General features: G+C 62.4%; 11 protein-coding genes. 9 read left to right on the top strand and 2 right to left on the bottom strand.

The annotated features are described in order from the left end of the window. Positions 1–97 precede the first annotated feature (97 nt). The 3 genes from leuB to EKK97_RS14360 all read left to right on the top strand — a co-directional run bounded on the left by leuB (position 98) and on the right by EKK97_RS14360 (position 2,230). A complete protein-coding gene (gene leuB, locus EKK97_RS14370) occupies positions 98–1,177 on the top strand; it encodes a 3-isopropylmalate dehydrogenase (RefSeq protein ID WP_159552888.1) in 1,080 nt (359 codons plus the stop codon). A 97-nt stretch (positions 1,178–1,274) separates the two neighbouring features. Next, positions 1,275–1,751, top strand: coding sequence for a lasso peptide biosynthesis B2 protein (locus EKK97_RS14365; protein WP_159552886.1), 477 nt, complete (start codon positions 1,275–1,277; stop codon positions 1,749–1,751). 206 nt (positions 1,752–1,957) lie between these two features. Next, positions 1,958–2,230 (top strand): PqqD family peptide modification chaperone, encoded by a 273-nt coding sequence (locus EKK97_RS14360; RefSeq protein WP_159552884.1) that lies wholly within the window; start codon positions 1,958–1,960, stop codon positions 2,228–2,230. A gap of 12 nt (positions 2,231–2,242) precedes the next feature. On the opposite strand, the gene EKK97_RS14355 is transcribed toward EKK97_RS14360, so the two are convergent. Both EKK97_RS14355 and EKK97_RS14350 read right to left on the bottom strand, forming a co-directional pair. Then, entirely contained in the window at positions 2,243–4,060 is a 1,818-nt protein-coding gene (locus tag EKK97_RS14355) for an ABC transporter ATP-binding protein (RefSeq protein ID WP_159552882.1), read from the bottom strand. 51 nt (positions 4,061–4,111) lie between these two features. Next, positions 4,112–5,242, bottom strand: a complete 1,131-nt coding sequence (locus tag EKK97_RS14350; RefSeq protein ID WP_159552880.1) for a nucleotidyltransferase domain-containing protein — start codon at positions 5,240–5,242, stop codon at positions 4,112–4,114. Between the two features lie 520 nt (positions 5,243–5,762). Between EKK97_RS14350 and asd the strand changes: the two genes are divergently transcribed. The 6 genes from asd (at position 5,763) to EKK97_RS14320 (ending at position 11,808) form a co-directional block, all read left to right on the top strand. Further along, complete coding sequence (asd, locus tag EKK97_RS14345; protein ID WP_159552878.1) at positions 5,763–6,875, top strand: aspartate-semialdehyde dehydrogenase; 1,113 nt, start codon at positions 5,763–5,765, stop codon at positions 6,873–6,875. Between the two features lie 159 nt (positions 6,876–7,034). Continuing rightward, the gene (gene truA, locus EKK97_RS14340; RefSeq protein WP_159552876.1) at positions 7,035–7,943 is read left to right on the top strand and encodes a tRNA pseudouridine(38-40) synthase TruA; all 909 of its coding nucleotides are present in this window, start codon (positions 7,035–7,037) and stop codon (positions 7,941–7,943) included. A 247-nt stretch (positions 7,944–8,190) separates the two neighbouring features. Further along, on the top strand, positions 8,191–9,957 hold the full coding sequence (locus tag EKK97_RS14335) for an asparagine synthetase B family protein (protein ID WP_159552874.1): 1,767 nt from the start codon (positions 8,191–8,193) through the stop codon (positions 9,955–9,957). After that, positions 9,957–10,103: a hypothetical protein gene (locus tag EKK97_RS14330; RefSeq protein ID WP_159552872.1), complete on the top strand. Its 147-nt coding sequence runs from the start codon at positions 9,957–9,959 to the stop codon at positions 10,101–10,103. The genes EKK97_RS14335 and EKK97_RS14330 overlap by 1 nt, the downstream gene beginning before the upstream one ends. Positions 10,104–10,236: 133 nt before the next feature. Further along, entirely contained in the window at positions 10,237–10,506 is a 270-nt protein-coding gene (locus tag EKK97_RS26135) for a lasso RiPP family leader peptide-containing protein (RefSeq protein ID WP_422672661.1), read from the top strand. A 201-nt stretch (positions 10,507–10,707) separates the two neighbouring features. Then, positions 10,708–11,808 carry a PqqD family protein gene (locus EKK97_RS14320; protein WP_159552868.1) on the top strand — a complete coding sequence of 367 codons (1,101 nt, stop codon included), beginning with the start codon at positions 10,708–10,710 and terminating at the stop codon, positions 11,806–11,808. The last annotated feature ends 212 nt before the right edge of the window (positions 11,809–12,020 follow it).

The raw sequence follows: 12,020 nt of genomic DNA, 5'->3' as shown, positions 1-12,020 counted from the left end.
TTGGGCGCTACTTTTGCCATCCATGGCAAAAGACCTCCTCTCCGGCCTGCCCCCGGCGCCCCGCTTGCGACGTTGGTAGTTAACCAAGGAAGCAACGATGACACGCAAGATTCTGGTACTGCCGGGTGACGGCATCGGCCCCGAGATCACTGCTCAGGCCAGCCGCATCCTTGCCGCCTGCCAGGCCCGCGGCCTCGACATCGAGATCGAGGAAGGATTGGTCGGCGGTAGCGCCTACGACGAGCACGGTGAGCCGCTGCCTGCCGTGACCCTGGACAAGGCCAAGGCCGCCGATGCCATCCTGCTCGGCGCCGTGGGCGGACCCAAGTGGGACAAGCTCGAGGACCTCACCAAGCGTCCCGAGAAGGGCCTGCTCGGCCTGCGCAAGAACCTCGGCCTGTTCGCTAACCTGCGCCCGGCTATCACCTACCCACAGCTGGCCAGCGCCTCCAGCCTCAAGCCCGAGCTGGTGGCGGGCCTCGACATCATGATCGTGCGCGAGCTGACCGGCGGCATCTACTTCGGCCAGCCCCGCGGCATCGAGGCGCGCGACGGCCAGCGGGTCGGCTTCAACACCTATATCTATTCCGAGAGCGAGATCGAGCGCATCGGCCGGGTCGCCTTCGAGCTGGCGCAGAAGCGCGGCAAGCGCCTGTGCAGCGTCGACAAGGCCAACGTGCTCGAGGTCACCATTCTGTGGCGCGAGGTGATGGAACGGCTGGCGCCGGAGTACCCCGACGTCGAGCTCTCGCACATGTACGTCGACAACGCCGCCATGCAACTGGTGCGCGCGCCCAAGCAGTTCGACGTGATGGTCACCGGCAATATGTTCGGCGACATCCTCTCCGATGCCGCCGCCATGCTCACCGGCTCCATCGGCATGCTGCCCTCGGCCTCGCTCAACGAGAGCGGGCAGGGCATGTACGAGCCTTGCCACGGCAGCGCGCCGGACATCGCCGGCAAGGGCATTGCCAACCCGCTGGCGACGATTCTCTCGGTGGCGATGATGCTGCGCTACTCTCTCGGCGAGCCCGAGTTCGCCAGCCGAATCGAGACGGCCGTGGGCAAGGTGCTGGATGACGGCCTGCGGACCGCGGATATTGCCTCCGAGGGCACGCGCACCGTATCGACGAGCGAAATGGGCGACGCGGTGCTGGCAGCCTTCGAAGCGCTTTGATGGTTGATGTCAGGCAGCATTGATCCGCGGCGGAGGGCTTTTCGCTGAGTTGGGTTTCTCGACTACGCTTGTGACAAGTACGTCGATGGAACTCACCATGTTGAAGACCCTCCGCCGTTTCGTTCGCTTGCCTTGGCATCGCAAGGCTCTGCTACTGGAGAGTTCCCTGTGGTTGGCCTTGGCCTGGGTGTTGGTTCGCGGCCTGCCGTTTCGCTTCTGGTCGCGCTGGTTGGGCCACCAGGCAGCGGGGGAGGTTGAACTGGACGCCGTCGATCGCGATTCTCGAGCGCTTGAGATCTGCTGGTCGATAAGAGCCCTCAATTCGCGCATGGGTGAGCCATTTACCTGCCTCATGCTGGCCATGGCGGCTCAGTGGATGATGCATCGGCGACGGATATCTTCCTGCCTGGTGCTGGGCACCCTGACAGAGCAGGATGCCCAGCGCCGCCCCACCTTCAAGGCTCATGCCTGGGTAAGGGACGCCGGCGGGGTGATCCTGGGACACCAGGACGAACCCTACGTTGCACTTTCCAGTTTCGTGCGCTGCTACCCCGTCAGGGAGAGAGCGGCCTGATAATGGCACACCCGGCCACATGAGTTCTTGCCAGTCGACTGAGTGGTCTCGCCCACTCTCTCAGAGGGCTAAACCTCAGCCTGCCGATAGGGAATCTCCCACCTCTTCTGCCTAGTGCTAAAAGGTGGTGCGCCTTGCCTTGATGCGCCAACCCGAAGAAACAATTCTTCACGTATCGTCCGGCGCTATCAGGGAGTCAACGAAGAATGAAGATGACCACGGTGGTGAAGCGGCATCCGTCGTTGCTCGCTTCTCAGGTAAATGACGATCTGGTCCTGTTCAATGCCGAACGGGGCATGTACTACGGTACTCAGGCAGTAGGAGGACGTATCTGGAGCCTGATTCAGGACGAGATGAGCGTCTCTGGAATTTGCAACCAGCTCCTGGCCGAGTTCACAGTCGAGCGCGAAACCTGTGAGCGCGACGTATTGCAGTTCCTGGAGCAGCTCGAGACGGAAGGGCTGGTGGTGGCCTGCTGATCGGAGACGATTTCAGGCGTCCACTTCGCGATAGTGGTGGGCCTGTTGGTTGAACAAACGGCAGTAGATGCCTCCTCGCTTGATCAGCTCGTCATGGGTCCCACTCTCGTGGATCACACCTTGTTCCATGACGTAGATATGGTCAGCCATTCTTACGGTGGAAAGCCGGTGGCTGATGATGAGGGCGGCTCGGTGATCGATCCGTTCTCGAAAACTCTCGAACAACTTGAACTCGGCACCCGGATCCAGGGCGCTGGTAGGCTCGTCGAGAATGATCACGCTGGACTGCTGCATGAAGGCCCGCGCCAGGGCGACCTTCTGCCACTGTCCGATACTGATCTCCTGGCCGTCATCGAACATGCGGGTCAGGGGAGTATCGTAGCCGGCGGACAGCTCCTGTATGAAGCCATCGGCATCGGCCTTGAGTGCCGCCGTTTGCACGGCGGGGGTGTCGCAAGGCGCCTGGATATCGCCAAAGCGAATGTTCTCCCGTGCCGATTCGGCGTAGTGAGAATAATCCTGGAAGATAACGCTGAACAGACGACGGTAGGCTTCAAGCCCGTAGTCGCGTATGTCCACGCCATCCAAGGTAATCTCGCCTGTCGTTGGGTCGTAGAGACGGCAGAGCAGCTTGATCAATGACGTCTTGCCGGATCCATTGGTGCCTACTAGCGCCACGATCTGCCCCGGGGCGATGCTGAGATCGATATGACGTAGAACGGGAGTGGTGCATCCGGGGTAGTGAAAGCTGACGTCGTGAAACCGGATTCCCTCGCGCATCGGGTCGGGCAGGGGAACGGGGGAAGCCGGGTCGGCGATGACCGGGCGAATGGCCAGGAACTCGATCAGCAACCCCATGTAAAGGTGGTCTTCGTAGAGATTGGACAATTGATGGACCAACTCCTGCCCCATGGATTGGGCGCGCTGAAATATCAGCAGGAACAGAACCAGGTCGCCGACACTGTTGCGACCCTCTGCCGTTTGCCAGGCGAGGTAGGCCAGGGCACTGAAGAAGGCGATGGTGGCGATGGCACCCACAGCCACTTCGACTCGTGTGCGTCGCTGGGTGATGTTCAGGCGTTCCTGCCGGATCTGGCTGCGTAGCCTGCCGTAGCAGCCTCTTAGATGATCGCCCAACTGGTAGAGGCGCAGCTCCTTGGCATGGTGGTCAGAGGTCATCAGCCAATCGAGATAGCCGGCGCGACGCTCCATCTGCGTACGCCGATGCTGCCAGTCGTAAAGATGCCTGGTGAAATGCAGCCTCACCAGCAGTGCCGGAACGATGGCGATCGCCAGGACCGGTACCAGCAACCAATTGAGCGAAAGAATCAACGCCGCAATGGCCGTCAGCATGATGCAGTTGCGGACGAGCATCATGAGGTTGCTCACCACCTGGACCGGCCGATGGCTGCCCGCCTCCCGGGCGCGTTCGAGAGTGTCGAAGTAGCGCGGGCTTTCATAGAACGCGAGATCGGCCGTTACCGCCCTGGCATGTATCTCCTGGTCAATATGGTCAGCCACCAGCAACGACTGTATCTCCTTGGCGAGATTCGACAAGGCGCGTGCCGCTATGAAGGCAAGCGTCGTGATGCCGGTCAGGGCGACATACCACAATACGGGGGTGAAGCTGCCCGCCGAGGCAGCGTCGCCAAGAAGTTGGGTGACCACGTCGACCAACTGCTTCAGCAAGTAGAGAGTGGCGAGGCCCAGGCACGCTTCCATTGCCATGAACAGCGTGCTCAGCAGCGTCCACTTCCGGCTGCTTACCCACAGCAGGGGAAGAATGGCTCTCAGGGTATCGACGGGAGCCAGCAGCTTCCTGAGGTTCACCATTTTTGCCTGGCCCTGGTAGGAGTCATGGGTGCGACCTTCTCGATGTAATCAGGCTGCGCAGCTTCCGGCAGGGGTGCGTGACGTAATAGAGCCATTGCCAGCCTGGTGGCAGGGGGCGGCTGGCATAGTCAAAGTAGCTGGGTCGAAAGGGTTGTACCCATCGCCGTAAACGACTCCTGATCCGATAGTGACGGGTAGTTTGCCAGTCGAAGGCAAACTCGGGGCGGGCCGCTTGCGTCGTAATGTCAGTTCGGCCTCGAGCCCTCCTTGGAGAGTGGTTAGGCAGGCCTGATACAGCTCACGCCCCTGCCGACTGAGCTTGTCTATTGCTTCATCCAGATCGGGATTGGCCAGCGCGCTGTTGAGTTCCAGGCTGGCGTCTACGGTTGAGGTCAGGCCGCGCTTCCTGGCACAGGCGTAGACGGCAGTCAGGTTGAAGTCGGGATGACGTTGCAGTGCATCCAGGTCGACCAGCCAGTGCAGGTGCGACCAGTAGTGGCGCGTGTTGTGCAAGCAGAGATAAACGAACAGTTCGTTTGTCGGCATGACATGGAGGGTGGTGTCACCCGCTTGCAGTGTTTCCCGGGCCGCGAGGAGAGCCTCGGTATCATAGAGTGCGGCTTGCTTGTCCAACTGGCAGTGCACTTCCACCTCGATCCCCGCAGGAGTCAGGATGTTGATGACGGATTGGCGACCGACGGCAAAATCCAGCGCGGTCCTGTCTGAGGTCAGCCACGGCGGATCGCTGGGTTGATAACCACTCTGGAGAGCTGCGGCGAGCAGGTCGGGCATTCGGCTGCGGGGGACCAACAGGTCGATGTCGCCGCAGCATCTCATGCCTGGGTCATCGTAGTAGCGAGCGGCGAGTGCGGGACCCTTGAAAAAAAGATAGGGGACATCCAGTGGGACGAGGAGTTCATGCACGAGCCGTTTTTGCTCGGCCGCGATCCCCAGGTTTTGAGCCACGCTCATCAGGCATTGACTCCGCAGCTGCGCCATTTGGTTCTGGGGCAGGGAGGGCGGCGAGAGCCGGCTCAGGTGGTGATAGACGAGAGGCAGTACGAAAGTGTCCTGGGCAAGGCACGTCAGTTCCGTCCAGTCCTCAATGCGGGAACAGAGAGCGTTCGCTTCATGCTCCTGGAGCTTCGAGAGCTTTAGCCTGGCGAGGAGAAACAGCAAGCGTAGCGCCGGCGGGGGAGAGATAGGGCAGGCACTGTCGTGAAGCATCGCTGCGATCCTCCAGATGGTAGGCCTGGTGGTTCGGAAAGCCTGGTGGTTCGGAAAGCCTGGTGGTTCGAAAAGCCTAGTGGTTCGAAAAAAGAGTTCAGGCCAATGTTGTGCCAGCTGCCGGAAGGCATACTGTTACTTGATATGACACTTTGGGGGCTTTGCCAGGTAGCCGCGCTGCTGGCGGTCGCCTGGCGCTTGGCAGCACGGCTCACGCCACGAGTCCGATCGCCCCGGCGTCGAGTACCGCATGGGGAAAGTGCTGGACGAGAGCCTGCGGACGACGGATATTGCCACGGAGGGCATGCGCACCGTTTCCCCCCGCGAAATGGGCGGTGCGGCGCTGGCGGCTTTCGATGCGTGCTTAGCGCCAACTCATACCACTGCCGTTACCCTGGGCTCGGGCTCGCCTGCGAGGTGAGCCCGGGTCGTGTATACTATTGGCCTCATACTTTCCAGGAGGACTTCACACATGTTGAAAGTCGGTTTCGTCGGATGGCGTGGCATGGTGGGCTCCGTGCTCATGCAACGCATGCAGGAGGATGGAGACTTCGATGGCATCGAGCCCATCTTCTTCACCACCTCCCAGGTCGGTCAACCCGGCCCCGACATCGGCGTGGACGTACCTCCGCTGAAGGATGCCACCGACATCGACGAGCTCAAGGCGCTGGATGTGGTGATCACCTGTCAGGGTGGCGACTATACCAAGCAGGTCTACGGCGATCTGCGCGGCAGTGGTTGGAAGGGTTACTGGATCGATGCCGCCAGCACCCTGCGCATGGAGGACGAGGCGACCATCGTGCTCGATCCTGTCAACCGTCACGTCATCGATGCGCAACTTGCGCGTGGTGCCAAGACCTTCGTCGGCGGTAACTGCACCGTCAGCCTGATGTTGATGGGACTGGGCGGGCTGTTCGAGGCCGACCTGATCGAATGGATGACTTCCATGACCTATCAGGCCGCCTCCGGCTCCGGTGCCAAGCACATGCGCGAGCTGCTCAATCAGATGGGCGCACTGCGCGACGTGGTCAAGACCGAGCTCGACAATCCTTCCAGTGCGATCCTGGACATCGACCGCAAGGTGGCCGCGGCCATGCAGGGCCGTGATTTCCCGGTCGACAACTTCACCGCCCCTCTGGCTGGCAGCCTGCTGCCGTGGATCGACACCAAGCTCGACAATGGTCAGAGCCGCGAGGAGTGGAAGGGCAGCGTCGAGAGCAACAAGATCCTCGGTCTGCAATCCAACCCGATCCCGATCGATGGTCTGTGCGTACGCATCGGCGCCATGCGCTCGCACAGCCAGGCCTTCACCATCAAGTTGAAGAAGGATGTGCCGTTAGATGAAATCGAGGAGCGCATCGCCAAGCACAACGAGTGGGTGAAGGTGATTCCCAACGACAAGGAAGCCACCATTGCCGGCCTGACACCGGCCGCTGTCACCGGTACGCTGTCCATTCCGGTGGGGCGTCTGCGCAAGCTGAACATGGGCGGCGAGTACCTCTCGGCCTTCACTGTTGGCGATCAGCTGTTGTGGGGCGCAGCCGAACCGCTCAAGCGCATGCTGAAGATCCTGCGCGAGCAGTAATTCTCGTTGCAGTGGCATTGACGGGGCATCTCCTGCAGGAGATGCCCCGTTTTGGAGCGCGCTCGCCCGGTGCTGCAGCGTCTGTGCGGCGGGGCCGGGATTCCCTCCTGCGCGACGAGGCGCAGGTATTGTTCTCACATTATCGACTCTGACGGTGGCATGACCCTGTTCCGACCTCTCGACGATCGTCATCCCCTGAGTGGCCGTTTGGCCATGGGAGTGGAATATGACGGCAGCGCTTACTGCGGCTGGCAGCGGCTCAAGCATGCCCCCTCGGTTCAGGCCGAGCTGGAGCGAGCGCTCTCCAAGGTGGCAAGCCTGCCGGTCAAGGTACATGCCAGCGGGCGTACTGATACCGGGGTGCACGCTACGCGCCAGATCGTGCATTTCGACGCCCCTGCGCCTCGCTCGCAGAAGGCCTGGGTATTCGGTGTCAACGCCAACCTGGCGCGCGATATCGCGGTGCGTTGGGTGCGCGAAGTGCCCGACGATTTCCACGCCCGCTTCAAGGCGCTGGCGCGCCGTTATCGCTACGTCATTCTCAACCAGCCGAGCCGGCCGGTGCTGGAGCGCGCCAACGTAACCTGGTGCCGCGACCCACTGGATGCCGGGGCCATGCATCGCGCAGCCCAGGCGTTGGTAGGCGAGCACGATTTTTCCAGCTTCCGGGCAGCGGGCTGCCAGTCGAAGACACCCTGGCGCCATCTGCACTTCATCGAGGTGCATCGCCACGGTCCGTTGGTCGTCATCGACGTGCAGGGTAATGCCTTTCTGCATCACATGATTCGCAACATCGTCGGCGCCCTGGTCAGCGTGGGACGCGGCGAGCGTGGCGACGACTATCTGGCTGAGTTGCTGGCGCTGAAGGACCGCACCCTTGCCGATGTCACGGCGCCCGCCTGTGGGCTGCACTTCGTCGACTCGCTCTATGACGAAGCCTGGGGATTGCCGCAGGAGCCCCTGGGGCCGAACCTGCTGGCCTTCCTGGGCGAATGGACCGGAGGGCGCGAACTGCCGGACTGTCCTATGGTCGAGTTTCGGCGCGGTGAACCTCGGGTACTCGGGTAAAGGGGAACGTCCCTACCTGAGCGAGTTCACTGTTGCCCATGACGCATGGGAAGCTCCATGCTGGGTGCAACTTGGCACGGCGATCTTATTTGCTACATTGTGTAGCCATATGGTGAATTTGTGTGCCATGACCTGCATCCTTGGTGATTACCGGGTAGGCGGGGTGGCGGACCGTGTGGTGCCGGTCAGCCATCTGCTTGGTGTTCCTGAGGCGTTGCCTTAGCAGCCTGTGGGAGGTCCATCCCCGGTGAGCGGTATCTGCGGGATCATTCGTCTCGATGGCGTCTCGGTCAGTCGTGCCGAGCTGGAGCTGATGGCGTCACGGGTCGTCTACCGAGGCCCCGACGGTGTCGAGTATTACTGCGAGGGGCCGGTGGGAGTCGCCTGCCTGTCACTGGATACGACGCCCGACGGTACCGGTGCATGCCGCCCGGTGGTCGTGCCGGAGCATGGCCTACTGTTCGCGGCCGATGCACGCCTCGATAACCGCGATGACTGTGCCGGCGTGAGCCCCCATCTTCATGCCGGGGTGGCAATGGACGCCGAGCTCATGCTGGGTATGCTGCTCCATGCCGGCGAGCAGGGGGCCGCACGGCTGCTTGGGGACTTTGCCTATGTGCTCTGGGATGCCGGCCATCGTGAGCTGCACCTGGGTCGAGACCCCCTGGGCATGCGCTCCCTGTACTATCGGATCGAGCCAGGGCGGGTACTGTTTGCCACCGAGGTCCGGCAGATCCTGGCGGTGAACGGTGTGCCGCGCCGCTTGAATGAGCAGGCCGTCGGTTGGCACCTGTGCGGCATGCAGACGCCGCCGGGACAGGTCTTCTATGAGGGGATAGAGGAGCTCAAGCCCGCCGAGGAAGTGGTGATCGATATGGCGGGGCGTAAGCGCAGTCGGTGCTTCTGGGCTCCGGATCCAGAGCGACGCCTTCGCTACCGCAACGAGAGGGCCTATGCCGATCAGCTGCGCGAGCTGTTGACGGAGGCGGTACGCTGTCGCTTGCGTGCCCGGAGCCCGGTGGGCATGAGCCTGAGCGGCGGAGTCGACTCCACCTGTGTCGCCTCGGTGGCGGGCTGGCTCCGCCAGCAAGGGGAGGCCGTGCCGCCGATGCGCGCCTACAGTTGGATCTTCTCCGAGCTGCCGGAATGCGACGAACGCGAGAACATCTATCGTATTGCGGATCATTTCGGCATGCCGGTCCACGAGGTCCCGGCGGAGGAGACCTACCCCCTGGTCGAGGAGGCTGCCAACCAGCCCCATGAGGATGATCCTTTCTTCTCGATGTTTCAGCCCTTCCTGGACCGTTCCCTGGCTGCGGCGGCGGCTGATCGGGTCAGCGTGATGTTCTATGGCTCACGCGGTGATGTCATCTGTGGGGGAGCAGTCAGCGACGTGCCCGGTATGCTGCTGGCTGGCCATTTTCATAGGGCATGGCGTGAGTTGGAAGCTCTGTCGAGGATAACTTCGCTGCCGCGTGCCTCTACCCTATCCCGCTACTTGGTGCGGCCCATGCTGTCGGATCTCCTGGGGGGGAGCCGTCTCGCCCGTGGCTTGCACGCCGCTCGATGCTTCGGTTCATCGCGCAAGCCACGGCGGGGGCCGATAAGGCGCGCGGAGTCCTATGTCTCCCTGGGCTTTCTGCACCGGGCCGGATTGCCAGAGGTCGAACCCGTGCGAGCCGAGGCGGCGAACTGGTCACGCCGCGCCCCACGGGAGCGTTACATCCATGTCTTCTCGCCGCTGGTCCAGCAGGGGATGACTTACGCCGAGCGCATCACCGCCATGCATGGCGTGGGCAATGCCGACCCCTGGAGCGACAGGCGCATCGCCGAGTTCATTCTCGCCTGCCCCCAGTACAGTGTCGATAGTGTCATCGAGGTGAAACGGCTGGCGAGACGAGCCATGGCGGGCATCATGCCGATCGAAGCCATCGGCTCGATCGGCAAGGTTTCCCCGAACCCCTTTACTTCGCTGCGCTGCGTGACAAGGCCTACGACAAGGTGCTCGGCCTGATGACCCATAGCCGCTGTGCCGAGATGGGGTTCATCGACGAAGCGATCCTTCGAGACCGCTTCATGCGCTTCGTACGCGGCGAGGCGCCCAGCTTCGACCTCTGGCCGACCCTGTCTCTTGAAATCTGGTTGAGACGATTCTGGTAGGCGTACCACTTCGTTTAGGCAAGTGCGTGTGGCTAAGTCGCTATCTCATGAGTGATGAAAACCAGTCGGTAATTCATTGTAAACCAGCTTTTTTTTCCATGGCTGGACAATTGGGGGCTGGCCTAATCTGTCTATGCAAGGAAATGTTGGCTCTCGATGTGAGCTAACTAGTTGGGTGCATTTGCTATCCAACGACAGAACGGGTCGGAGGATGAGATATATGGACAATACCCAGGAAAGAAAGAGCGATGTTCGGCGTGAATATCGCAAGCCCCAATTGACACGCTGGGGAACTGTCGCCGATCTCACGCTGGTGGGCCTAACCAGGCCGGGGTCGGATGTATTCCCGGGGAATGCACCGCATTCGAACGGCAGCCGCAACCCGCCCGGGCACAACAGGTAGGCCCTGGTAAGGGGCTGGCATCGCACTGTCTCGACCCGTGGACAGAGAAAACGTGGACAGGGAAAACGTGGACAGGGGCATCGATGCCGTCCTGCTGCTCGATGGCCGGGAGGCCATCGAGCCGCTTCTTGCCTTTACCCAGCAGCCCGACCGCGAGTCGGCCTTGCGGGCGCTGGGCGAGGGAATTCAAGCCAACCCCCTGTGGGTCAGAATGAAGGGGGCCAGGCTCGTGGCGCGAGCCTGGCCCGAGCCTATGGTCGCGGCCTTCGGCCATTTCTCGGGGAGCAGCAGGCCCTGCTGGCGGATCTGGCTGTCCAACTCCATGAGATGCTCGAGCATCATCGCTATATCGATTACCCCGCCGCGGAGCAGGCGGTGGAGCGTCTCGCTACGGTCCTCCGGGCGCGCTTCGGCGAGGACGCCCTGTCGCACTTTCGTTATACCGCCATCCCCCGCGGAGGCTGGATCGTGCTCGGTATGCTCTCCTACTTACTCGACTTGCGCCCCGATCGGATCGGCGTGCCCGGGATGGCCGAGCGCGGGGAGTCGCAGCCCTGGGTAGTGGTGGACGACTGTGCCCTGTCCGGGGTGCGCTTCCAGCAGTTTCTCCAGCGCTGTGATACCCCGGCCGTCATCTTCTGTCCGCTGTTTGCCCCTCGGGAGCTGTGTCGAGCCATCGAGCGGGTCGAGTCCAGGGTCCTGGCCTGCCTCAATGCCGAAGACCTCAGGGATGTCGCGCCTGAATGGTTCGGCGAGGCCTATCCCCGTTGGCTCAGGGAGCGCCGGGAGCGGATCGGCGGGGATGCCTACTGGTGCGGGATCGCCGAGTACGTGGCCTTCGCCTGGTGCGAGCCCGAGACCAAGTACTGGGATGCGGGAACGGGGCGCTTCGAAGCCGGCTGGAACGCCTGGCCGCCGTCGCTGTGCCTCAAGCGTCGTGTCCAGGCCGCGCAGCTGCGGGCGGAGTCGGCTGGCCTGGCGGAGGGAGAGGCACTGGCGGGGATCGCGTTGCAGGCGGCGGAGTCTGGCCCCCTCAGGTCCGCCGATCGCGTGCTGTGGGTACCGATCGGGGAATCGATCGCGGTGGCACACTTCCCGGAGGCGGCCGCGGAGTCCGCTCCCTGTTTCCAGCTCGATCCGACGGCGGCGGACATGTGGCGAGCGCTGCTGAAAACCGGCAGTCGGGAAGGTGCCATCTCGGTGCTGCTGGAGGACTATGCCGTAGCGCCGGAGGCGCTGCGACAGGACCTGGCCTCGTTGGTGGTGGAACTCGAGGACATTGGTGTCCTGGTCCGACAATGAATCGTCCGGCGCTGAGTCGGCAACGGGGGCAGGGAACGTGGCATACCGATACCGGGTCTTTGGGCTCTGCATGGAAACGACGCATCGTTTTCGCTTCCCCTGAGTGCCGCACCCGCCACGGCGGAGTGCGACCTGACCTTTCATTGTGAGCTGGAGAAGGCGTGGCCCACACCCTCGAGCCGGGATGCTCTCTATTTGAGTCCGGCCAGGAA

The sequence above is a fragment of the Billgrantia tianxiuensis genome (genome assembly GCF_009834345.1).
Taxonomy (GTDB): domain Bacteria; phylum Pseudomonadota; class Gammaproteobacteria; order Pseudomonadales; family Halomonadaceae; genus Halomonas; species Halomonas tianxiuensis.
The sequence above is the reverse complement of the archived record's forward strand: the minus strand, read 5'-3'. Positions and strand labels throughout refer to the sequence as shown.

What these genes read in the sequence shown, in the direction of transcription:
- leuB (WP_159552888.1), top strand. Translation starts at nt 98, where the DNA reads ATGACACGCAAGATTCTGGTACTGCCGGGTGACGGCATCGGCCCCGAG.
- EKK97_RS14365 (WP_159552886.1), top strand. Translation starts at nt 1,275, where the DNA reads ATGTTGAAGACCCTCCGCCGTTTCGTTCGCTTGCCTTGGCATCGCAAG.
- EKK97_RS14360 (WP_159552884.1), top strand. Translation starts at nt 1,958, where the DNA reads ATGAAGATGACCACGGTGGTGAAGCGGCATCCGTCGTTGCTCGCTTCT.
- asd (WP_159552878.1), top strand. Translation starts at nt 5,763, where the DNA reads ATGTTGAAAGTCGGTTTCGTCGGATGGCGTGGCATGGTGGGCTCCGTG.
- truA (WP_159552876.1), top strand. Translation starts at nt 7,035, where the DNA reads ATGACCCTGTTCCGACCTCTCGACGATCGTCATCCCCTGAGTGGCCGT.
- EKK97_RS14330 (WP_159552872.1), top strand. Translation starts at nt 9,957, where the DNA reads ATGACCCATAGCCGCTGTGCCGAGATGGGGTTCATCGACGAAGCGATC.
- EKK97_RS26135 (WP_422672661.1), top strand. Translation starts at nt 10,237, where the DNA reads ATGCAAGGAAATGTTGGCTCTCGATGTGAGCTAACTAGTTGGGTGCAT.